Below are 22,912 nucleotides of genomic sequence, written 5' to 3'. Positions count from 1 at the left end.
GTAAATGTTAGTTTATTTGTAAACAGTCGTTTTGGGGAAATTTTTAGAGGTTGCCAATTGTAAATATCCGCTAGTTTTTGAGACAAAAGCCCCCGTCAACTGATGGGGGCTTTGCTTGTAATAAATATATTCCTTTTTTATAGCCCTTTATGGAATGGGAAAATGCTGGTACTTTACTATATTTTTACGTACTCTTTACAATAAACAATTCACCGCCATGAGCCCGAACTAGCTGAAAGGCAGCGACGATGATCCGGTAGTGGCGTTCCGTAGGAATGTCCTATGACATTTATGATTCTTAAAATGATCGGTTGCCTTGCGCTCCTCATGTTCGGCATGAAGACCATGAGCGAAGGCTTGCAGAAACTCACGGGCGGTCACCTGCGTGCTGTCCTTGGAACCATGACCAAGCACCGCATCGGAGGCCTTCTCACTGGTACCTTTGTGACAGCCTCGGTGCAGTCTTCTACCGCTACGACCGTCCTTACCGTAAGCTTCGTTAATGCTGGCCTGCTCACATTGAGTCAGGCCATTCCTGTTATCATGGGTGCAAACATCGGTACTACGGCCACGGCATGGATTATGTCCGTTTTCGGGTTCCAGTTCAACATGAGCTCGGTGGTGTGGCCCTTCTTCGCCCTCGGCATCATCCTTTCTTACACCAAGAAGAATTCGACCAAGAGCATCGGCGAATTCGTGTTCGGTTTTGCGTTCATGTTCCTCGGCCTTACCACGCTGCGTGAAAATGCGGTGGCTATGGACTTGGCTCACAACCAGACGGTCATCAACTTCTTTGCGACGACTGGCGGTTGGGGTATCTTCAGCACGCTCCTCTTCTTGCTGCTGGGTAGTATCCTGACCATGTGCGTGCAGTCGTCTGCGGCTATCATGGCGATTACGCTCTTGCTTTGCAGCAGTGGAGTGCTCCCGATTTACCAGGGCATAGCGCTTGTGATGGGTGAAAACATCGGTACCACGGTGACTTCGAACCTTGCGGCCCTTTCGGCAAGTACGCAGGCTAGGCGTGCCGCCTTGGCCCACATGCTGTTCAACGTGTTCGGCGTGGTGTGGATTCTGATTGTATTCCGCCCGTTCGTGAATATGGTGTGTAGCATCGTGGGTTTTGACCCGACGTTCGTGCCGCACACCGAAGAAGAAATTGCCCAGGCGGGTGTGCGCGTGACCTACGCGCTTTCTGCCTTCCACACGGCATTCAATCTTTGCAACGTGCTGATCCTCATCTGGTTCATTAAACCGATGGAAAAAATCATCTGCAAGATTATCCACGATAAGGAAGATGGCGAAGATTTCAAGGTCAAGTTTATCAGTGCGGGCCTCATGAGCACTGCAGAACTTTCGCTCTTCGAAGCCCGCAAGGAAATCAACCTGTTTGCAGCCCGCACGCAAAAAATGTTCCGCATGGTCCCCGAACTGCTCGAGATGAAGGATGAAAACGATTTCGTGAAGCTCTTTGCCCGCATCGAGAAGTACGAAGGCATTAGCGACAACATGGAAATTGAAATCGCCAAATACCTGAACCAGGTTTCCGAAGGTCGCTTGAGCCCTGAAAGTAAGACGAATATCCAGTCGATGCTCCGCGAAATTTCTGAAATCGAAAGTATCGGCGACGCTTGCTACAATATGGCCCGCGCCATCAACCGCAAGTTTAGAAGTTCCGACGACTTTACCGAAGAACAGTACAACCGCATCAAGCACATTATGCAGTTGTGCGACAAGGCGCTTACAAACATGATCGATGTCATTAGCGATGCTGTGACTGCCGACGCAAACCGTACGCTGAATATGGAGAACGAAATCAACGATTATCGCAAGCTCCTCAAGGAGAAAAACATTGCCGACATCGAATCGCAGAAGTACAGCTACCAAATGGGCGTGCACTACATGGATGTGGTGAACGACTGTGAAAAACTCGGCGACTATGTGGTGAATGTGGTCGAGGCTCACACGAATAAAAAATTCTCCACTTAAATTCACCTATAAACTTCGGTGTACTGCAACAAAAAGCCCCTTTTTTCAAGGGGCTTTTGACGTTAGGAAAGCGAATTAGAAATTCAAAGAAAGTCTGCTGCCGTAGGAGCCTTTGCGGGCGTTGATTAAAGGCTCGATTTGCAGTTGCAGGGCGTGTTGCCTTCTGTAGTTGTACTGCACAAGGGAATTGCGGAAACGCTCTGCCTTGCGCAGCTTGGAACCGCCCACTATTTTTACGACGACGCCTGCGATGAAAACGCCGGCGCCTCCGAGAAGGATTAGGTAACCTGCAATGGCGATGTTCTCTTTATCTTCGTGGTCTTCGTTGCACCGGTAATCATTGTAGCGACAGTCATCGCCGTCGATATCATCCAATGCGCCGATCATCATAATCCCTCCGATGCCGGCTCCGATTCCACCACCGATCATCATGGCGTTGCCCGCTCTCCGCTTCGAATTGCCGCTTTGAGTGTAGATTTCAATCATGTTCTGGTAGTAGGCGACACTGTCGTCATAGAAAACCTGCTGGTAGTATTGAGGCGGGTACTTCGGCTGAGCAACGGGGTACGGTGCCGGAGCGTAATAAGGCTGCTGGGCAGGGTATTGGGCTGGAGCTTGATTCGGGTATTGTGCCGGATACTGCGCAGGTGCGTACTGCTGTTGCGGGGGATACTGGTTGGGTTGACCGTATTGTGCGGGGGCGTATTGCGGAGTTTGCACATTTTGTTGAACCGACGCATTTTGCGGCTGGTTCGGGTATTGCGCGTATTGGGGCTGTGCTGCGGAAGCCTCGGCCGGAGCGTACGAATTTGTCTCTTGTGCGAACACGGACATTGCAAATAAAAGAATAAAAACAAGATATCTCATAAGTAAAAAATAAAAAAAAGAAACCCTCGCTAACGAGGGCCTCTATAAATCAAACAAAAATTTGATTAGAAACATGCAGAGCAAGGCGAGAACCATTGCTTAACTATAAACTGTAATTCGTCTAGAAACGAGCAAGACAAGAAACGCGAGCCGAAGCTGTATCAGACATACAGCGAGAGCTCGCGTGGCGCATTATAGCGAAGTTTATCGACGAATTACTTATCCGTGAGGAATGCGACGCCCGGAAGAACCTTCCCTTCCAGCAGTTCAAGGGATGCGCCACCACCCGTAGAAGTGTGGGTCACCTTCTTGTCGGCGCCGTACTTCTTGGCTGCCGTTGCGGTATCGCCACCACCGATCACGGTGATTGCGCCGGCAGCGGTAGCTTCGACGATAGCGTCGGCCATAGCCTTGGTAGCCTTTTCGAAAGCTTCGAATTCGAACACGCCTGCAGGGCCGTTCCAGACGATGGTCTTGGCGGACTTGATAGCGTTCACGAAGAGCTTGGTGGATTCAGCTCCCACATCGAGGCCCATCCAGCCAGCCGGAATGCCTTCGGCGTCAGAAACAGCCTTCGTGGCAGCGTCGGCAGCGAACTTGTCGGCAGCGATGTAGTCGACCGGGAGGATAATTTCCTTGCCGGCAGCCTTGGCCTTGGCCATCAGATCCGGAACGAGCTTGGCGCCTTCTTCGTCAAACAGGGAAGAACCGATTTCGATGTTGTTCAGAACCTTCTTGAAGGTGAAAGCCATGCCACCGCCGATGATGATCTTGTCGGCCTTGTCGAGGAGGTTGTTGATGAGCTGGATCTTGTCAGCGACCTTGGCACCGCCGAGGATGGCGAGGAACGGACGCGGAGGATTGTTGAGCACCTGGTCGAATGCCTTGAGTTCCTTGTTCATGAGGAAACCAGCGGCACGCTGCGGAAGTTCAACACCAGTCATGGAAGAGTGGTCACGGTGAGCGGTACCGAAAGCGTCGTTCACGTAGACGTCAGCGAGCTTGGTGAGGCTTGCGCGGAAGGTCTTCACGGCTTCCTTGTCGGCCTTTTCCTTAGTTTCGGTGCCATCAGCGTTCTTGATCTTCCTCTTGCCTTCTTCTTCGATGTGGAAGCGGAGGTTTTCGAGGAGGATGATTTCACCCGGCTTGATAGCGGCGCAGGCGGCTTCGACTTCCGGACCCACGCAGTCGGAGAGGAACTTCACCGGCTTCTTGATGAGTTCTTCGAGCTTCTTTGCAACCGGAGCGAGCGTGTACTTCATGTTCTTTTCGCCATTCGGGCGTCCCAGGTGAGAAGCGAGCACGACGGCTGCACCCTTGTCAAGAGCGTACTGGATGGTCGGGAGCGCGGCTTCGATACGCTTGGTGTTGGTGATTTCGCCAGTCACCTTGTCCTGCGGAACGTTGAAGTCAACACGGATGAACACGCGCTTGCCGGCGAGTTCGAGATCTTCGATAGAAAGCTTTGCCATTGTAGCAATCCTCTGTTAGGGTTAAAATTTTACGCGCAAAAATATAGTAAAAGGCGAGAGCAGCGGCAAAACAACTTGTTGTTTTGACATTGCCGAGCCGTCCTATATGCGTTCCGAAGGGACGCCATATAGTAACTTTGCGTAGGGCGAACAATGCGGAGCTGCTTGCAAATCCCTTTTTGAGCCGGCAAAAGACGCTTGAAGAGCGTCAAAGGCGAGTGCTGCGACAAAAAACGAATGCTTTGGGGCATCGCCGAGCCGCCCGATTTCACATGAGTCATCCTCGACCCCGGATTGAGCCGCCCGATTTCACATAAGTCATCCTCGACCCCGGAGTGCGTAGCACGATGGGGGAGGGGATCCAGAGTAGAAGTTGTAGGGGGAAGTCTCCCCCTCGCTTCCATCGCCATCCTCAGGAACATAGGTCCCTGAGTCTGTCGAAGGGCGCTACCCCTTCGAACGGGGCCTCAAAACCCTGTAAGCGAGAGTCGCAGCCATGCTTGCATGGCTATGACCGAGCGTCATGGGTTTCTGTAATCGCCGGCCCCGTAACGCCCCGCTTGCATTTTTCTGCGATGCTTGTAAACATTGGGAAACAATTCGCCCGATGGGAAAACATAATATTCACAAATGTGTAATGTTGGGGCATATTTTTGATGCAATTGTCCATATTTTTTTATATATTTCAGAAAAAAATTAGACAATTTGGAGTGATAAATGAAACGTTCACTTTTGATGGTTCTCTGCCTGTCTGTCGTATCGGCTTTTGCTGGCGTATACGATATTGAAGAATTTTCCGCAAAGGATGCGGGCACACCGGATGACTATATCGTTGCCGAATTTGGCGGAACGCTTAAGGTCGCTCCTGCAGATGAAGTCGAAACGCTCCAAGAAGGCCGCCTGGTCGTCCGTCAGAAGTTCGAAGATCCGTTTGGTGAATCCGAAACCTCTTACCAGCTCTATCAGGGTGGCAAGGGTGACCTTTCCTCGATGACAGCTCTGACTGCCGATGGCGTTGACTATTCCAAGCTCGTTTCGGCTAAGCTCTATGAACGTCGCGGTATGTCCGCCGATAAGGATGTCGAGAAGGTCTACTTCGATGGCAAGGCTGTTTACGCTCCTGGTCTTACGACAGCGATTGTCTTTATTGACGGTTCTCCGGTGACCTTGAAGGGCGACGCTCCCGCTGCTGAAGAAGAAACCGTTGCCGCTGCCGTTCCCGCCGCAAGCTCTAGCGACGAAGAAGAATGTGACGAATACGATCCGGACTGCGAAGACGAAGATGAAGAAGATTACACTTCTTACAAGACTTCCGCTCCGGTTGACAATACATCTGCCGATGATCGCGACTACGCCGCAAGCGACGCTGCAAGCGATGTGGGCGACCGTTTCGGTATTGCTGATGAAGTCCGTTTCTGGACTGCTGTCGGTCTTTCCGCTCTCGCAGTTACTTCAGCCGTAATCGGTATCGTCCAGCAAAGCAAGGCCGGCGAAGCTCAGGATGCTTACGACGAACTTTCTGAAATCAACGACAAGATCTTGAGTGCTTGCAACACCGACGCAAATCCCGATAAGTGCCGCGCGGTGATGTCCGAGAAGGCCGGTAACACTGACTGGTCCTTGGCCAACATGCAGAAGCGCATGGACGAAAACAAGAAGACTCACGATTCTTACGCCACCGCCCGTAACATCTGGTTCGGTGTCGCTGCCGGTGCCATTGCTGGCGCTGTTGTCCTCTTCGTATGGTAGTCGAAACGGGTAAAATCTCTATACGGGACCTGGAGTTCAGCTGCATTATCGGCACGCTCCCTTTCGAACGCGAAAACGAGCAGCCGGTCGTGATGAACATTTCCGTGTGGCTTGATTTTACCCTCGCTGCTCGCAACGAGGATTTGGCTCATTCCATTGATTATGTTCAGTTAGCTGATGACGTACAGGACTTCGTTTGCAAGTCCCGTTTTCAGTTAGAAGAAACGCTGGTTGTAGAAACCGCGAAACATATCCTGAACCACTACCCGAAGACCGTCGCGGCAGAAGTTTCTGTCCGCAAGCCGCTCGCAATCCCGCAAAGCGCCGGCGCCGAATCTTCCATCAAGATAATCCGCTAGTACAAAGTGCGTCATTCTCGACCAAGCGAAGCGCGGAAGGGAATCCATAACCAGCGTTCTACTTTTTTAACTGAGAGAATCGAAGAATACCTCCAGGATGACGGGCGTGGATCCCGTCGGTCGCAGAGCTCCCTCCAGGATGACGAGTGTGGTATCCTTCAGTTGAAGAGTGCTCGTCAGGATGGCAGCGCGAACGCTGTCGGTTGTGCGACAACTCTGGAAGCCTGTATCAATGCTCGTCATTCTCGACCAAGCGAAGCGCGGAAGGGAATCCATAACCAGCGTTCTACTTTTTAACTGAGAGAATCGAAAAGATCCTGCCATGTAGGATTGATAGATTCTATTAACTGAATTTTTTCTTGTCGATGCAAGCGTTTAAGTTTCTTCTCTCTTTCAATTGCTAGTCGGATAGAAGAATGTTCTTCGTAGAAACCCAATTTGTCTACATTGTATTTTTGAGTGAACCCAGGATATTTTTTTGACTTATGCTCAGCAATTCTTTTTTTAAGATTAGAGGTTACTCCGATGTAAAGGGTTCCGTATCGCTTGTTAAATAAAATGTATGTAAAGCCTTTTTTTTTCATAGGGTTTCGTATAATTTTTTTTTGGATCCCGTCGGTCGCAGAGCTCCCTCCAGGATGACGGGCGTGGATCCTGTCGATCGCTACACTCCCTCCAGGATGACGAGTGTGGAGGTCTTTAGCTGCGGAAGGCGCGGTAGCGCAGGGCTTCGGAGAGGTCCTCGATTTCAACTGATTCTGAATTTCGAAGGTCGGCGATGGTGCGCCCGACCTTTAATAGTCTATAGTAACCGCGGGCGCTCAAGTTCATTCGGTCGGCGGCGTTGACGGCGAATTTTTCGGTGGCGGGGGAGAGGTTGCAGCTTTCCTTGGCGAAATTGGAACTCATTTCCGCATTCGTCTTGAAGCGGGTTCCCTTGAACCGTTTGCGTTGGATGTCGCGGGCGGCGCAGACTCGCTTGCGGATTTCTGCGGACGGCTCCGCGGAGGCCTTCGATGCAAATTGCGAGGCGTCTACGGGAGGAACGCTCACTTGGATATCGATGCGGTCAAGGAGAGGTCCTGAAATTTTTTCTTGGTAGCGTTTGCGTGCCTCGGGGAGGCAGGTGCAGTGGCGCTTGGGATCCATGGCGTAACCGCAGGGGCAGGGGTTCATGGCCGCTCCCATCATGAATCGGGCGGGCCAGACGACGGTGCCGCTCGCGCGACTGACCGAGATAGATCCTTCTTCCATCGGTTCGCGCAGGGCCTCCAAGACACTGCGGTTGAATTCGGGGAGCTCGTCCAGAAAGAGGACCCCGTTGTGTGCGAGGCTCGCTTCGCCCGGCTTTAGCCGGGTGCCGCCCCCCACCAAGGACACCATGGACGCGCTGTGGTGGGGCGTGCGGAACGGGCGCGTCATGACCGGCTTGAATTCGTCGGAATCGCCGGCGGTTCTGGCACACGAGTGGATGCGGGTTGTCTCTAGAATCTCGGTCTCGGTCATTTCGGGCAAAATGCCCGGCAGGCATTTTGCACAGAGCGTCTTGCCCGCTCCGGGCGAGCCTACCAGCAGAAAATTGTGCGCCCCTGCCGCGGCCACTTCCAGCGCCCGCTTGACGCCCTCCATCCCGACGACATTCTTGAAATCGGGAATGTCATTTGCAGTAATAGTTAATTTATTCTTAAATCGGAAGCCGGTGGCCCACCTGGCAACATTCTCTGCACCCGCTTCCAAAGCCTCGACGCATTCCCTGAGGGTATCTGCGCAGACATAGCGGATTCCTTCGACCAGCGAGACTTCGCTTTCGTTCGCGCGAGGAATCACCAGGATGTTCTTGGACTTTTCCGAAAGGCTCATGGCAATCGAAAGCGCGCCCCGAATCGGCTTCAGCAGGCCATCGAGCGAAAGTTCCCCCACGATAACGAGGTTTTCAAGTTGGGGAACTTCGATTTCGCCGGTCGCAACCAGCAGCCCGATGGCAAGTGGCAGATCCAGGGCGCTTCCTTCTTTCCGCAAATCCGCGGGCGACAAGTTCACCGTAGTCCGGAAACCGGTCACTACCTTGTCGATGGAACGAATTGCCGAAACGACACGTTCCCGTGATTCCCTTACCGCGTTGTCGGGTAACCCTACCATGGTGAAACCCGGCAGCCCCTGCGAGGCATCGATTTCGACACTCACTGGGACAGCCTTTATTCCAAACAAGCAGTAAGATCGGATTCGACGGAACATGGATTCTCCTTAGGCGACTGCGGCCTGGTACTTTTCAAGAACGCAATTTTCGATATGCTCGCGCAGGTTGCGTGCCATCGGGAAACATACGCTACGGAAATCTTCGCCCTTGAAGAACGGATCAATCGGGTAACCCACGAACATGCCGTTTTCGCCTTCCATCACGCGGAGCCCGCGAACCAGGAACTGGTCGTTGAGCACGACCGAGGCAAGCCCCTTGATATGCCCCATGGAAGGGCCTTCCTTGAAGGGGTAAACCTGCACGCTGGTGACGGCGAGGCAGTCGAACGCCCCGGTCGCATTCCATTCTTTCTTCTTCTTTTCTTCAGCCATATAGGCCTCCTAGTTTATGTGTGAATTTGTTGGCAACGTAACGAATTGCCCGTGCCGTTGTCGGAACCCTATTTGCAAGAACCGTGCCAATTTGAAAAAACGGCGAAATTAAACGAAAAAATGAAAATTTCAAAAAAAGACGAATCGGCCGAGGTGATTAATCACCGATTAATCACTGATTAATCAGTTTACTATTATTAACACATGCTCTTGAAACCGAATATGAACTGGCCCCAGAATCAGGGAATCGCTCTCCCGACCGTGCTTGCCGAGGCGGAACTTTCCGCGGATTATTTCACGATCCACTTTACGGTGGAAGAACCTTCGGACTGTTTCCGTGCCGAAGTCGATGGCGACAACGGCCGCAGTTGGGAAGATTCCTGCGTCGAAATTTTCCTACAGAGTCCAGTGAATCCCGGTGAGTACTTCAACTTCGAAACGACCTGCCGTGGCTACCTTTTGGCGGCCCGTGGCCCCGACCGCAATAACCGCACGGTGCTTCCGCAGTCGGAAACCGACAAGGTGATTCGAACCAAGCAACTCGCCTGTGTGGCAGGCAACCTGGTGTGCTGGGGAATGACGGTGCAGATTCCGGCGAGCGTCCTTGGCATCCAAAGTTTCGACGGAGTCCAACTCAGGGGAAACCTCTACAAGTGCGCCGACAAGGCGAAAACGCCGCACTACCTGAGCGCATTCGAGATTGAAACCGAGAAACCCGATTTTCACCGCCCGGAGTTTTTCAGGAACTTTACCTGATGGTCCCTAGTCTGGGATCTGTAAGCACCGTCCGCTGCCATTTGTAGTTTTATTGCTCAAATGAGCAAATTTTAATACAAAAAATTACTATATTTGGGGGCTATGGAATATGGTGTATACGGAAGTACTTGGTGGAGCAAGAAGTGGCTAGACCACTTGCTTTCGGGTGCGTCCGCCCGCGATATTGACCTGGCTTTCAAGTATGTGGGGCGTGGGCAGGTCCAGCCCTTTACGGTGTCCGACAACCGCGTCATGGCCGAGGTGAAGGGGCCGAATGGCGGTTCGCACAATGTTTACCTCGTTTTCCCGAAGTTCGACAAGGAACGAGCCAATGTCTTTGTGGGGCTCCTAAAGCAGCAGCCGGTGGAACTGACGGCGCTTTCGAATGAGGCGATGAACCCCTCTATCGAACTGCTCCTTTCTAAATGCGGGCTATCTCTATTCGAAACCTGCGACCACGTGAACATGAACTGTGACTGCAAGGATCCGCTGCCTTGCCGTTACGTGATATCGGTGTTCCTGAAGCTGGGCGAAATGATTTCTTTGGACCCGTTTGTGCTTTTCAGGATTCACGGAATCGATATCGCCTACCTCAAGGACTATAAGCCGGAGCCGGTGGAATCGGATGTGCCGAGCGAATCGACTCTGGTGCGGATCTTGCCGGTAAACGACCGTACAGAGATGCCGCGCGTCCCCAAGTTCAATTTTAATGAGTGGCGCGATTATTCCCATGTGCTCCCGGCGATGTTGTCGAATTGTCCTGATTTTTGTCCAGCGGGGAATTTCAAGAAGAGTTTTGTTGACGAACTGGAACGTTGCCGCCTGTTCTACAACCATTTTGAAAAATTTGAACAGTTTGCACAGGATTTTGGAATCTACCATGCGCATACGTTCCTGATGGAACGGGAACGCCTGCAGGTGGTGCATGCACGGGGTTGGCAGTGGACGTTCAGCCTGCTTGAAGACGAGCGCGTGGTGGCCGAGGGACTTTCCGTCGAAAATATCATGGGAGCACTTTGCCGCCTGAACCAGGATTGCGTTTGGCATAACCACGTGACGGTGCGCTTTGTTCACCAGCTCCTGATGGTGGCGTATTACCTGGTGCGCTGCGGTGCGATTTACCCGCAGGTGTTTTGGCTGAACGGCGTGACGGCGCAGGTGCGCTGGCTCCCGGCGGAGATGCTTCCTGATGTGCTTGCGGTGGTGGCGGAACTTGAAAAGGGTGTTCCCGACGATTTCGCTTTTACAGTGCGTGACTTGCTACGCGAAGACCTGGACGGAGCCGCCGAACATATCCTCTCGATTTTTATCGGCAAGCTGCTCCGTTTTGCGCGTACGGCGCAGAGTTACAAGAAGGGAACTCACGAAAACCTGCTCGGATTTTTCTTTGACTGCAAGTCGGGAAAACTGGCGGCGAACGGGCTCAAGATTCCGTCAAAGATTCAGGCGTGGTTCTCTGTCTACAATTCGCTGGAATTCAATCACAAGATTATTTTCCGCTGCTCGGAACTTGGCAAGGAAATTGCCCTGGATGTTTTCGTGGAATCGTCGGTGGGTCGCGAACCGCTCAAGACTCTCTTCGAAAATAGCGATCCGCGGCTTCTGTCGCTGATGAACGTGCTCAACTGCGTCTCGGAAACGTTCAAGCCGATGAAACATTACCTGGCAGATCACGCGGTAGAACCGATCGTGATGAAGGGCGCGGAACTCAAGGAATTTGTCACTTATTCCATCAAGAAATTTGAGGTGTTCGGCATCGTGACCGAGATGCCGCGTTCCCTCAAGGAAATTGCACGCCCCAAGACGCAGATGAAGCTCAAGGGAAGTCTTGGTATCGGGGCGTTCACCGCGGGTGACCTGCTGGACTTTGACTGGGAAGTGGCTTTGGGCGACGAGAAGATTCCCGCCGAGGAATTCATGCGGCTTGCCAAGGATGCCGAAGGACTCCTCAAGTATAAGGACCGCTACGTTGAATATACGGCGGAGGACCTCGCGCTACTGCAGCAGCGTATCGACGAACGCGAAAAGAAAAAGGTCGGTGGTGCAGTTGTTGTTGACGGTGCCATTGATGGCGCGGATTCTACGGGTGAGGCTGCGGATGCTATCGACGCCGCGGATTCCGATGTAGATGAGTCTTCCGAGGATTTTATTCCCTCGACGGCGAAACTTCTGCAGGCCTGCCTGACGGGACAATGTGACGACATCCCTGTCGACATGACTGACGGATTGAAACAGCAACTGGACGTGTGGCGTGGAGAAACCGAGACGGACTTGCCGGAAAACCTGAACGCGACACTTCGCCCCTACCAGATGCGCGGCTATTCGTGGATGTACAAGAATCTCCAGATGGGCTTCGGCTGCATATTGGCCGATGACATGGGCCTTGGAAAGACTCTCCAGGTGATTGCTTTCCTCTTGAAGCTGAAACAGGAAGGGCGCCTTGCCGAAGGGCGTGCGCTTGTGGTGGTGCCGGCGGGCCTCCTTTGCAACTGGCAGATGGAAGTCAAGAAGTTCGCGCCCGAACTCAAGGTGTTCACTTACCATGGAGCGGGCCGCAAGCTGGAAAAGTTCGATGCGGACTTGCTGATTACGACCTATTCGACTTGCCGCCTCGACTTCAAGAAGCTTGAAAAGCTGAACTGGCGCGTGGTCGTAATCGACGAAGCGCAGAACATCAAGAATGCCGACAGCGAACAGAGTCGCAAAATTCGAGCACTCAAAGCTCCGATGAAGATTGCCATGAGTGGAACCCCGGTCGAAAATCGTCTGATGGAATTCTGGACGATTATGGATTTCTGCAACCGTGGCTTTTTGCCCTCGGCGCTGGAATTCCGCGACAAGTACGAAACGCCTATCCAGAAGAATGCAAACCAAGCGGTCGCTGAAAAGTTCAAGAAGATAACCGCTCCCTTTATGCTTCGCCGTATGAAGACGGACAAGACGATTATCAGTGACTTGCCCGACAAGATTCAGCAGAACGAGTATGCGGAACTGACGCGGTCGCAGGCGGCGCTGTACAAGAAGATCCTCGACAAGTTCATGGAAGAATTGCAACTGCTTGAAGAAGGCCCGTCAATGGATATCGGTGCGGATGTGCTCGCGGTTGCCGACGGCGCGGATGCCGCGTCAGCTTCTGCGGTTCCTGCTGGCGCAAGCAACCTTTTCAAGCGCAAGGGACTTATTCTCCAGATGATTCTTGCGCTCAAGCAAATTTGCAACCACCCGCGTACCTACTTGAAGGCGGGGGAGGCGAAGATCGAAGATTCCGGAAAACTGGGGATGCTTCTCGACTTGCTGCGTTCTATTCAGGAGCAGGGCGAAAAGGCTATCATCTTTACGCAGTTCCGCGAAATGGGCGAGCTACTGCAAGAAACGCTTGAACGCGAATTGCAAATCAAGGCGGATTTTTACCACGGCGGCTGTACACAGAATCAACGCAACGAAATGGTGCGCCGGTTTCAGGAATACCCCGAAGACAAGGTGCTTATCCTTTCGCTCAAGGCGGCAGGAACCGGTCTTAACTTGACCGCCGCTTCGCAGGTGATTCACTATGACTTGTGGTGGAATCCCGCTATCGAAGCGCAGGCGACGGACCGTGCGTTCCGTATTGGGCAGACCAGGAATGTGCAGGTACACCGCTTTATTACCAAGGGTACTTTTGAAGAAAAAATCGACGCGCTGCTCGAAGCCAAAAAGGCCGTCGCCGAGATGACGGTGAACGCCGGTGAAACCTGGCTTGCCGACATGGATGATAAGCAATTAGGCGAAATCTTTGCGTTGGATTCCGCTTCGGTGCTGTAACATTTCCTGGCCCCCTACAGAAGTAATAGAATACAAAAAAAAGACTCGATATTGATGACCGAGTCCTTTTGCTTCTTGTCGAGCAATCCCGGCAAAGACACTCCAACCTGCCGGGACTCCACACGAAACTTACTTCAGAATCACCTTTTGCATATAGCGCTGGCTGCCCTGCTTGACCATGAGTACTGCCGGACCGCGGTAGTCGCTCGAAAGTTCAACAGTGTTCATGCCCTTGCTTGCGGTGAAATTCTGCTGTGCGATCACCTGCCCTATGCTGTTCAGGAGCATAGCCTTGGCCGGAGCGGTTGCTGCAGCGTTAAACTGAGCCATAACGGAGCCGTACTGAACGTTCACGAACATCTTGGACGTTGCGGCGACTGCTGCGGGCTTGATGGCGCTGGTGCCGCTGACGGAAACGATCTTGGCGGTTGCGATACCGTCGACTTGCGGTTTCTTGTCGAAGTCATCGATGATTTCGGTAGAGCCGTCGGCCTTGATGCCCTTGATGTAGTCGAAGGTGATGGTGCCGGTGACCTGCGTGCCGTAAAGGTTCAAGCCGATGGCATTCACCAAGTTGAGGTCTGTGGGTTCGGTACGGAAGTCTGTCCACTTGATCTGGAAAGTCTGGAATTTGGTGGCATCGAGCTGCTGGTCAGCCTGTTCCAAAACGGAGGCGTCAAACCATGCCCAGCTACTGCCTGTCATCATGAAGAGGTCCATGGAGGCCCAACCGTATTCGCCGCAGCCGTCGCTTTCGCCGGTGCAACCGCCTGCAGTTTCAACAGAACCCTTCATTCGGATTTCGATGCCAACATACTTGGAAAGATTGTTTTTGCCACTAGCAAGGTTGATGCGTAGTGTACCCACTTCGCTGGAGTCGGAAGTTACTGTCTGGTAAGTCAACTGCACGCCCTTGCCTTCTTCGGTTTCGGGAATATCAGGATTCTGGTTGACGAGGGAATCAATGCTGTTGCCCGGGAGAGCGGCCAGGCTGTATGCTTCACGCATGGCGTTCAAAGTTTCAAAGTCGGTAATGTCGCCCACGTTGCCGCCGAACTTGTTCACCTGGCGGCGGATAATGGTCATGTTACCATCGCCTTCGTCACCGGTGTCCCATACGCAGGGAACGAGTCCGTTTGCCTTGGCGACCTTTGCCACTTCGCCGTACCAAGCGGCGCGGCCTTCAAGGTGGAGTTTCAGGTTTGCTCCAGAAAGTGCGTCGAGACGCTTGACTGCACCCATTTCGCCGATCACGACAGGAATGCCCTTGTCGCAGAACATGGTCTTCAGTTCGCCGAAGGCCTTGGCAATCTGCTTGGGGGTGCCGAGAGCCTGATCGTCAATGGACTTAGAATAAACGTTCCAGCCCATGTTATGGGTCTTATCCGTTGTGCTGGGCAAGTCGAAGTAGTAATAGAACTGAGTGCCCCAGTCTTCGTCAGCAGTCATCAGGGAGTATTGATACGGATAGTAGTGGACTTCGGCCATGGTGTAGCCGTCGCCTGCCGGGTCTGTCGGGTATTGCGCGGAAAGGAGCGGAACCTTGTCAATTTCGGTGCGTGGGGCCTGCACGACTACGATACGGGTGGCGTTGTTGCCGCCGGAAGTGCGTACGGCGCGTAGGCATGCTTCGTGGAGACGCTTTAAGATGGTCATGCGGTCTTCATTGAAAGCCAACTGACCATTGTCGGTGTAACCATTTGCAGCGGAACCACCACGGTGATCGTTCACGCCAGGTTCATTGGCGGATGCGAAAATCAGATGTTCGTCGTAGGTTTTGAAGTAGTCTGCAATTTGCTTCCAGTAGCCTTCTTGCAGGGCGCGAACCTTGGACGAGTCGGTTGTGGCCTGATTTCCGTTGCGGTCGATGTGTCCGCCGCTAAAGACTTCGTCTTCGAGCCAACCGCCGTCCCAGTGGCTGTTCAAGATGGCGTACATGCCGTTGTTGATGACGAGATCGACGACGGTCTTTACGGAGTCGAGCCAGCCGGCGTTAATGGTGCCGTTAGAGGCGTGGCTGTTCCAGGCGCAGGGAATACGCACGGTGTTGAAACCTGCGTCCTTGATGGCCTTTACATAGGCGGCGTCGGGGAAGGGATTGTGCCATCCTGTCGGGCCTCCCTGGTTGCCCGGCACTTCCATCGTGTTGCCGATGTTGTAGCCGAGACCCATCTTGGGGTAGATTTCGGTCGCCTTGGGGAGGGCGAACGCAGCCGTGCTGGCGAGCGAGAGCGCGCCGACCGCGATACCAAACTTTCCGATACCAAACATTTTGACTCCTTATATGGTATGTGTGGGCATGACTTGCCCGGTTGTCTGTTTTCTATGAAATTAGATTCTGGGACCTCGAAAATAAAGAAAAATATGTTCCTGCGCGTTTTTTGCGGTGTAGAATTCTCAACAGGGACTTTAAAAGAGGAATATGAATGGCTTTACATGCCTAATTAGGCTATATTTTGTGCTTTGCCGGACATCGTTACATACTAAAAGCTAAAAACAGTGCGGCTAGTATGTAAAAAACAGATTTTTTCGTGCAAAAATAAGAGACTTTGGTGCTTGTAGAAAGATTTTTAGGGGATTTTTTGCCGTTTTCCCCTCTTTTTTTGACAAAAATTACATACTAAGTTGCTTGAAAATGAAAAAAGTATGTAACAATAAACAAAAGAAGAGGCTCTTTACATACTGAAGACTCTTTTTTATATGAAAAGTATGTAAAAACGGCAATAATTTTGCTCCACGGTCGCTTAATATTCGTGAAAGCCTTTAACAAAAGAAAAAATGCCGATTTTTGCTCAAAATCGGCTTTCCTGACTAGAAATATGGTGTTGTCTATTTTCGGTGTTGATTATTTTAGTGAAATTTTTTTTGCGAGGCTGGTGCTGCCGACTTTGGCGCGCACAATGTAATGGCCGCTGGCGATACCGTCAAGATTGAATGCAGTATTTCCTGCAGGCAGGTTTCCTTGGGCGAGGCTTGCGACCTTATGGCCGAGCAAGTCGAACAGGGCGATATTTACGGTCCCGGCCTGAGCAAGCGATACGGTAACTTGGTTGCCCTGCATATTGACGGTCGGGTTGTTGGAACTCATACGGCGAACCTTCCTGATGTCGGCCTTCACATTGTCCCAACCGGGCATGTCGTCGAGGGCGATAATGCGTTCGTCATCCAAGTTGCGTTTCCACATGTCTGTCGGAGTCTTTTCCAAGAAATTTCCGCTCCAGGTCTGGCTCCAGGTCATCCAGTAGCTCCAATAGGCCTTGTCTTCGGCAATGCTGTCAATGTCCGGAATGGCGCCGTTTTCGCTCAAGGCAATCATCTTGCTTGTGCCCACGTCGCTCACAATCTTGTTGTAGTAATTGGCTGCAGAGTTGTGGTCGTTCAGCGGGTCGTAAATATCAACAGCGACAATGTCCACGTATGCATCGCCAGGGTACCATGCTGCATTCAGGGCGCTGTAGTCGTAACCGAATTTCGGGTCGGTATTGATGTTCCAGACCCAGATTAGGTTGGAGAGCTTGTTGGTTTCGACCATGCGATCGAATACCAAGCGGTACAGCTGTACATAGCATTCGGCGCTTGCGACTCCCCACCAGAACCAGCCTCCGCTTGCTTCGTGCAAGGGGCGCCATACGACGGCGATTCCCTTTTCTTCGAGCTGTTTGAAGTAGCCCGAGACAATGTCCAGGTCGGCGACGATGTCCTTGTAGACCTGCGAAGTCGCGTCAATTTCCTTGCAGGTGGAATCCTTGAAGGCCTTCGTGTAGTTAAAGCAGGTGTTGTTGTCGGCCGTTTTTGTGACGCCTTCGGTGCAACCCGTATTCCTGTATCCTTGCTGCTGCGTGTAGAAAATTGTGTCTTCCCCGACTTTCCAGTGCCAGGTATAAGTCGGAATGCCGCCCATTTCCCACAGCTGCTCGGTCATCACCAGGTTGTTTTCGGTGTAGCCCTTGAACCAGCCTTCTTCGTGGTGACCGCCTGCCGCAAACAGCATGTCGAAGCCGCCAATGGCGGGGTAGTGCCCGCTACGCTTGTAGAACTCGGCGATGTCGGTCTGACCCTTCCACGAGACTTCCTCGTCGCTGAACTTGCAGGAATCCGCGGGCGTGCAGCCGCCAGGCGGAATGAGCCGCATGTTGCCATAATCGTAGTTGAAATTCTGGTCGCTGATCATCATGCCGCTAACGGTCTTCTTGCCGAAATTTTCGCGCAGGAAGGTGTAGACTTTGCGGGCCGATTCCGTCGCGTTCGGTGTTACCGGCAATTCGCTAATCTTGAATACCGCGTCGGGGTGGCGTTCGACGGTAATGTAGTCCACGCCGAGAGCCTGGTTACCCACGGTAATCTTGTTTTCGCCGGCCTTCATTTTGGCGGATGCCGAAACCACGTAGCTCGAATCGCAGTTGCGCGGGGTGGTAAGCATGGAGCCTACATCTACGCCGTTGACCGCGATTTTAGAGGTGGTCCAGTCGTATTGCTTGATCAGAACCTTGGTGGTAATGTCGTAGACGGCGGTTTCTTCGACCTTGACGGTGAATGTGATGCCGCTAGGGTCTGCTGTCTTTGCGTATTTTCCGCCCGAAAAATCTGCCCCTTCGGCAACGCTTGCGTCAGGCAATTCTTCGGCTTCGTAGATTGTGGGGGCTGCAAAAGCAGACACAATGGAGAACGCGGACAGTGCCGCGAGTAATTTACATCCCATACAACACTCCTTAATTTATGCCTTAAATATACTTTTGAAAAATCAGAATATTCCGTTTGCAAGTAAAACAACGGAAAAGATGTTGTCTGATTCGCAATAAAAAGCCCCCGCGGGTATAAACCCACAGGGGCGAGGAGTCAGAAACTCTTTATTTTACAAGTACAGGCCTTGTGGCTGCTATTCCCGCACCCTTTACGCGCACGATATACATTCCCTTGGGCATATTCTCGAGACTGAACGCGTAGCTGCCCTGCGTAAGCGTGCCGTGGAAGAGGGTGACGATGCGCCTGCCGTTCATACCGTAAACATCCACGCTCACGTCGCCCGCCTTCGCGGTCACAAGAGAAATCGTATTGCCTGCGATATTGAAGGTGCCACCCGCAGCGGGCGAGACTGCGCGAGGCTCAATCCCGATGGGACCTTCGTCGAACACAATCTTGATTTCGGGAATCATCTCTTCTGTATTTTCGAAACCGCGGCTGAAGGCATCGTACTTGTCTTCGTTGAAGTCCCAAAGGACTTGGTCGCCCGCCTTGAAGTTGTCGTACAGGATGGTGCCGGTGTAGCCTGCTGCATAGTTCGCAATGACGACACTCAAGGTCTGGTTACGGTCAGCGAAGCTGGAAATGTCGAAGGAACAAACCGTAGATTTGCCCGCGGACACAATGCACGCACCGGCATCGTCGTTCACCGGGGTCCAGGTCCATGCGCTAGTCAGTTTGAAAATCAGATGCAGCTGGGCGTCGCTCGCGCCCTGGTTTTTCACCTCGAACGTGAACGTGTTGGCCTTGCTCAGGTCCCACGTCTTCTGGTATTCGATCTGCGCATTGTCGCCTCCGTAGGTCACGGCCATCTTGCCATCGCCGCCTTCCTGGCTAATCGTTACGTCCTTGATCTTGATGCTCGCTTCTTCCGTTGCGGCAAGCGCCTTCATGGCATCGAGTGCCGGGTCAATCGTGTAGGTGTAGCCGCCGAAGTTCGATTCGGTCTTGTCGCCGATGTACTGCCAGGCGAGTGCGCCCGCGTAACCGCCGTCAAACGCCTTGCGGTAGCATTCCTCGGTCGAAATCTGGGTCTTTGCCGCCATGCTTGCGGTATAGGTATCGCCCTTCCAGCCGCTTGCGGGGAATTCGCCGATAATCATCGGCTTGCTATCGTAACCGTACGTGCTCGCCATCTGGGCTGCCGTATTCACGAACGGGCTCACCGCATCGTTCTGGTAATACGGGTAGTAGTGCGTCTGGAAAAAGTCGAGCGTGCCGTTCGCCTTGCCGCCCGCCGCCACGAGGGCCGCGTCGTTCCAGTACTTCTGATACTGGATGTTCACGCTACCGGTAGAAACGAGCAGTTCCGGGTTTTCGGTGTGGATGGCTGCCGCTACCTTGTTTGTAAACGCCTGAATCTTGGAAAGCGCCATCTTCTTGGTAGTCCAGCCGCTACATTCGCTTGTCATGCCCTCGGGTTCGTTGAAGACTTCCCAAGTCATGAGCGCCTTGTGGTTGCCAATCGCCTTCACCACCGGGATGAGCGCATTGTCGATAAACGCCTGTGTGCCTTCATCTTCAAAAAGCAATTCGTTTGCCGTGATGTCGAGCTTTTCGTCGTAAAGTCCCCACTGGTTGGGTTCCATCAGGTTGTGGCTGAAGAGACACATCGAGACCATCACGCCGTATTCCTCGGCGATGTCCAGGGCCTTCTTCATGTTGTTGATGGTGTTTTCCTTGAGGCCCGAAACCAGGTGCGTCGTCTGGTCGATTTCGGGGCTCTGGCTCATGTTGTTGAAAAGCCACCAGCGGATAGCGTTACCGCCCGCGGCGCGCGTGCCTTCCACAGCCTTGCGCCAGGCGTTTTCGTTCAGCGGGGATGCCCCCACGTCAGAATTGTAATCGCTCCAGGCGAGGTTCGTGCCCGAAAAGAAGATTTTCTTACCGTTATAGAGCAGGTCGGTGCCGCTCACCGTGAGGCCCGGGGCTGCAAAAGCGGTTCCACCGAGCAAAAAGGCTCCGCAAAGAGCTGCAAAACTCAATTTTTTCATATAACTCCTCGAAACGCCTGTCAGGGGCGTTCATCGGGAATTTAAAAAAATAAGACGCAAATGGCACGGTTTTTATTTAGGGGTGTTGACATAAATCCCGTTTTTTGTCCACACCAATTCATGCACCGATGGCGCCAATCGGATTATCGTGATAGGCAAATTTTATTACGGTTCAGTGGCTAACGATCATAAAAAAAGCCCCCGCGGGAGTAAACCCGCAGGGACCAGGAGTCATGAAAGAAAAATTACTTAACGAGAATCGGCTGCGTTGCGGCGAGTCCTGCTCCCTTCACGCGGACGATGTAGCGACCCTTGGGCATGTCGGCGAGGCTGAATGCGCTGGTGCCTGCGGCGAGGTTTCCCTTGTAGAGCGTTGCGACGCGCTTGCCGTTCATGCCGAACACTTCGACTGCAACCATGCCTGCCTTGGCGGTGGTGAGCGAAACAGTCTTGCCCGATACACTCAACTTGGCGGCGGCGCTTGCTGCAGCCACCGGCTTGATGGCGGCGGATTTTCCCGTTTCGTCAACGAGTTCAATCTTGGCGATGTGCCCCTTGCTCTGCGTGGCGGCGGTAAACAGTTCAGTCTTCTTGTCGAATGCGGAAATCACCTTCCCGTTGTCGGCAACCAGGTCGTCAAAGATGACCGTCCCTTCGAAGCCTACTGCTGCAACCATCAGCGTGACGGAGAAGAGGTTGTCGAGATCAATCGGATGTTCTACCTTGTCGTCATCTTCGTATTTGGTGATGTCGAATTCGCAAGTAGTTGTGGCTCCGTCGTTAATCCAGCAGCCGGTGGAGGTTGACATCTCCCAAGTCCAGGCGTCGTCCTTCATACCGTTGCGGACAAAGGCGAGGCCAACCCAGATACCGTTATCTGCACCGCCGGAACCGTTGTTCGTAATCTTGAGAGAAACGGTCTTTGCACCGGTGAGGTTGGGAACTTTCTGCAATTCGATATTTGCACCGCTGTCGTTGAGTGCTGTGTAGGTCACGGCCATCATCAGGTTCTTGACTTCTTCAGCAGAGCCTGCACCGTACTTGGCATTGGCGGTAGAAGTCGCGCATACCTTTGTGGCGGATGCGGCTTCATTGTAATTATCCCAGCCGGGCATTTCGTCGAGAGTGATGATGCGTTCGTCGGCGAGGTTCTTCTGCCACACACTTGCGGAGGTCTGGCTAATGTGCTTGTCGGATCCCCAGGAGTCGTACCACGGCATCCACCAGCTCCAGGTGGCGCCTTCGTTGTACATGTTGTCTACGTCAGGGATGGGACCGTTTTCGCTGAGCGAAATGATCTTGTTCGTGCCGCCCTTGTTCGTGAAGTCAATGAATGCGGCGCTGTTGCTCTGGTGGTCGTTAGCCTTGTTATAGATGTCAACGCTAAGAACGTCGTAGTAGGTTTCGCCCGGAGTCCAGGAAATCTTGGAAGCGTCCTGCGGGTTGAAGTCCCAGACAAGATTGTTTACGCCGTTCTTGAACACCATGCGTTCGTAGACCAGCTGGTAGAGGGCTGCGAACTGCTTGCCGGTATTCGTGCTCCACCAGAACCAGTTTCCACCGGATTCGTGCAACGGACGGAAGATGGCGGCGACGCCGGCCTTCTGCAAATCCAGGAAGATTTCGGAAACGAGGTCGATGTCTCCGGTGATTGCCTTATAGGCGGTAGAGAGGGTGTCCCACGTCGTGGTTCCCTTCAAGAAGGCCGTGCTAAAGTCGAAATCCGTGTTGTTGGTCTTGTTGCCGTTGACGGTGTAGAATTCAACTTCTTCACCAGGACGCCAGTGCCATGTGATTGCAGGGATGCCGCCTTTTGCCCAGATGCTCTTCGCGATATCTACAGTCTTTGCGGTGTATTCCTTGAACCAGTCCTGGTCCTTGTTTGCTCCGGTGGCGTTCATCAGGTCGACGCCGACGAGAGCCGGGTACTTGCCGCCGTATTTATAGACGGTTTGCACGTCTTCGTGCTGGGTGGCATCGCCCATAGTGTATTTGTCCATATTGCCGGTCATGACGCCAGAAATAGTCTTCTTGCCAAAGTTGTTGACCAAGAAGTTGTAGAGCTTTACTGCGGAGGGGGTTGCAGTTTTGGTTACAGGTGCATTGCAAAGGTCGAATGCCTTAGCTTGGTAAGGGCTAACGTCGATGTAGTCTACGTCGATCCAACCCCAGCTATTGGTGATGGCGATGGTGTTTTCGCCTGCAGCGAGTGCGAGAACCGTCTCAACATCGGTAAACTTGCCCTTTTCGGTCACCGGAAAAGAGACCTGGGAAGATGTACCGCCAACTTCGACATTGTTGATCTTGTCGCCACCGTAGTTGTTCATGTAGTGAATGGTTATGGTGTATTGGCCGGCCTTGTCGATAGAAACATTAGAAAAAGTGATGTCTCCACCGTTCATCTTGACGTACTTGCCGCCAGAAGCTTCGGTGCTTGTGCCCGAGGCTGCATCGCCGGAAAGGGTTGCATTTTCGGCTTCGTACTGGGCAGCGCTAGCGGTAGCTGCTGCAGCAAGACCGAATGCGAGAATGGTTTTAGTAAAGTTCATGATAACTCCTATATTGTCCGTTTGGAAAATAGGTTAAAAAAGGAGTTCATTAAAGAATTTTTTCTGTG

The 22,912-nt window shown here is 52.7% G+C and carries 14 protein-coding genes; 5 read left to right on the top strand and 9 right to left on the bottom strand.

Features of this window, described 5'->3' with window-relative positions; genetic code table 11:
• Positions 1–282 precede the first annotated feature (282 nt).
• Positions 283–1,989 (top strand): Na/Pi cotransporter family protein, encoded by a 1,707-nt coding sequence (locus tag Q0P86_RS08480; RefSeq protein WP_294984748.1) that lies wholly within the window; start codon positions 283–285, stop codon positions 1,987–1,989.
• A 75-nt stretch (positions 1,990–2,064) separates the two neighbouring features.
• On the opposite strand, the gene Q0P86_RS08475 is transcribed toward Q0P86_RS08480, so the two are convergent.
• A complete protein-coding gene (locus Q0P86_RS08475) occupies positions 2,065–2,856 on the bottom strand; it encodes a hypothetical protein (protein WP_295038801.1) in 792 nt (263 codons plus the stop codon).
• 215 nt (positions 2,857–3,071) lie between these two features.
• A complete protein-coding gene (pgk, locus tag Q0P86_RS08470; RefSeq protein WP_295038799.1) occupies positions 3,072–4,328 on the bottom strand; it encodes a phosphoglycerate kinase in 1,257 nt (418 codons plus the stop codon).
• Positions 4,329–5,045: 717 nt separating this feature from the next.
• On the opposite strand from pgk, the gene Q0P86_RS08465 reads away from it, so the two are divergent.
• Together Q0P86_RS08465 and Q0P86_RS08460 are read left to right on the top strand one after the other, a co-directional pair.
• On the top strand, positions 5,046–6,077 hold the full coding sequence (locus tag Q0P86_RS08465) for a hypothetical protein (protein ID WP_295038797.1): 1,032 nt from the start codon (positions 5,046–5,048) through the stop codon (positions 6,075–6,077).
• Positions 6,071–6,436, top strand: a complete 366-nt coding sequence (locus Q0P86_RS08460) for a dihydroneopterin aldolase (RefSeq protein WP_072977771.1) — start codon at positions 6,071–6,073, stop codon at positions 6,434–6,436. Before Q0P86_RS08465 ends, Q0P86_RS08460 begins: the two co-directional genes overlap by 7 nt.
• A gap of 293 nt (positions 6,437–6,729) precedes the next feature.
• Here the strand turns inward: Q0P86_RS08460 and Q0P86_RS08455 are convergent, their stop codons facing one another.
• From Q0P86_RS08455 to Q0P86_RS08445, 3 genes are all read right to left on the bottom strand, one after another.
• Positions 6,730–7,020: a GIY-YIG nuclease family protein gene (locus tag Q0P86_RS08455; protein WP_294984702.1), complete on the bottom strand. Its 291-nt coding sequence runs from the start codon at positions 7,018–7,020 to the stop codon at positions 6,730–6,732.
• Between the two features lie 115 nt (positions 7,021–7,135).
• On the bottom strand, positions 7,136–8,671 hold the full coding sequence (locus tag Q0P86_RS08450; protein WP_295038795.1) for a YifB family Mg chelatase-like AAA ATPase: 1,536 nt from the start codon (positions 8,669–8,671) through the stop codon (positions 7,136–7,138).
• Between the two features lie 9 nt (positions 8,672–8,680).
• A complete protein-coding gene (locus tag Q0P86_RS08445) occupies positions 8,681–9,004 on the bottom strand; it encodes a SpoVG family protein (RefSeq protein WP_290993962.1) in 324 nt (107 codons plus the stop codon).
• Between the two features lie 222 nt (positions 9,005–9,226).
• Here Q0P86_RS08445 and Q0P86_RS08440 point away from each other — a divergent pair, with 222 nt between their 5' ends.
• Both Q0P86_RS08440 and Q0P86_RS08435 read left to right on the top strand, forming a co-directional pair.
• Entirely contained in the window at positions 9,227–9,760 is a 534-nt protein-coding gene (locus Q0P86_RS08440) for a carbohydrate-binding family 9-like protein (protein WP_295038793.1), read from the top strand.
• A gap of 102 nt (positions 9,761–9,862) precedes the next feature.
• Entirely contained in the window at positions 9,863–13,561 is a 3,699-nt protein-coding gene (locus Q0P86_RS08435; RefSeq protein ID WP_295038791.1) for an SNF2-related protein, read from the top strand.
• A 129-nt stretch (positions 13,562–13,690) separates the two neighbouring features.
• Here Q0P86_RS08435 and Q0P86_RS08430 read toward each other — a convergent pair whose 3' ends face one another.
• From Q0P86_RS08430 to Q0P86_RS08415, 4 genes are all read right to left on the bottom strand, one after another.
• A complete protein-coding gene (locus Q0P86_RS08430) occupies positions 13,691–15,832 on the bottom strand; it encodes a glycoside hydrolase family 5 protein (RefSeq protein ID WP_294984714.1) in 2,142 nt (713 codons plus the stop codon).
• Between the two features lie 574 nt (positions 15,833–16,406).
• Positions 16,407–18,260: a glycosyl hydrolase gene (locus Q0P86_RS08425; RefSeq protein ID WP_295038789.1), complete on the bottom strand. Its 1,854-nt coding sequence runs from the start codon at positions 18,258–18,260 to the stop codon at positions 16,407–16,409.
• A gap of 148 nt (positions 18,261–18,408) precedes the next feature.
• Positions 18,409–20,295, bottom strand: coding sequence for a T9SS type A sorting domain-containing protein (locus tag Q0P86_RS08420; RefSeq protein WP_295038787.1), 1,887 nt, complete (start codon positions 20,293–20,295; stop codon positions 18,409–18,411).
• Between the two features lie 245 nt (positions 20,296–20,540).
• On the bottom strand, positions 20,541–22,844 hold the full coding sequence (locus Q0P86_RS08415; protein WP_294984722.1) for a glycosyl hydrolase: 2,304 nt from the start codon (positions 22,842–22,844) through the stop codon (positions 20,541–20,543).
• Between the last annotated feature and the right edge of the window lie 68 nt (positions 22,845–22,912).

It is taken from the genome of uncultured Fibrobacter sp. (genome assembly GCF_946062555.1).
Taxonomy (GTDB): Bacteria; Fibrobacterota; Fibrobacteria; order Fibrobacterales; family Fibrobacteraceae; genus Fibrobacter.
Note: the sequence above shows the minus strand (reverse complement) of the source record. Positions and strands in the feature narration are given on the sequence as shown.

Bases quoted from the DNA above. Each gene is read 5' to 3' on its own strand.
- Q0P86_RS08480 (WP_294984748.1), top strand. From the start codon at position 283: ATGACATTTATGATTCTTAAAATGATCGGTTGCCTTGCGCTCCTCATG.
- Q0P86_RS08475 (WP_295038801.1), bottom strand. From the start codon at position 2,856: ATGAGATATCTTGTTTTTATTCTTTTATTTGCAATGTCCGTGTTCGCA.
- pgk (WP_295038799.1), bottom strand. From the start codon at position 4,328: ATGGCAAAGCTTTCTATCGAAGATCTCGAACTCGCCGGCAAGCGCGTG.
- Q0P86_RS08465 (WP_295038797.1), top strand. From the start codon at position 5,046: ATGAAACGTTCACTTTTGATGGTTCTCTGCCTGTCTGTCGTATCGGCT.
- Q0P86_RS08460 (WP_072977771.1), top strand. From the start codon at position 6,071: ATGGTAGTCGAAACGGGTAAAATCTCTATACGGGACCTGGAGTTCAGC.
- Q0P86_RS08455 (WP_294984702.1), bottom strand. From the start codon at position 7,020: ATGAAAAAAAAAGGCTTTACATACATTTTATTTAACAAGCGATACGGA.
- Q0P86_RS08450 (WP_295038795.1), bottom strand. From the start codon at position 8,671: ATGTTCCGTCGAATCCGATCTTACTGCTTGTTTGGAATAAAGGCTGTC.
- Q0P86_RS08445 (WP_290993962.1), bottom strand. From the start codon at position 9,004: ATGGCTGAAGAAAAGAAGAAGAAAGAATGGAATGCGACCGGGGCGTTC.
- Q0P86_RS08440 (WP_295038793.1), top strand. From the start codon at position 9,227: ATGAACTGGCCCCAGAATCAGGGAATCGCTCTCCCGACCGTGCTTGCC.
- Q0P86_RS08435 (WP_295038791.1), top strand. From the start codon at position 9,863: ATGGAATATGGTGTATACGGAAGTACTTGGTGGAGCAAGAAGTGGCTA.
- Q0P86_RS08430 (WP_294984714.1), bottom strand. From the start codon at position 15,832: ATGTTTGGTATCGGAAAGTTTGGTATCGCGGTCGGCGCGCTCTCGCTC.
- Q0P86_RS08425 (WP_295038789.1), bottom strand. From the start codon at position 18,260: ATGGGATGTAAATTACTCGCGGCACTGTCCGCGTTCTCCATTGTGTCT.
- Q0P86_RS08420 (WP_295038787.1), bottom strand. From the start codon at position 20,295: ATGAAAAAATTGAGTTTTGCAGCTCTTTGCGGAGCCTTTTTGCTCGGT.
- Q0P86_RS08415 (WP_294984722.1), bottom strand. From the start codon at position 22,844: ATGAACTTTACTAAAACCATTCTCGCATTCGGTCTTGCTGCAGCAGCT.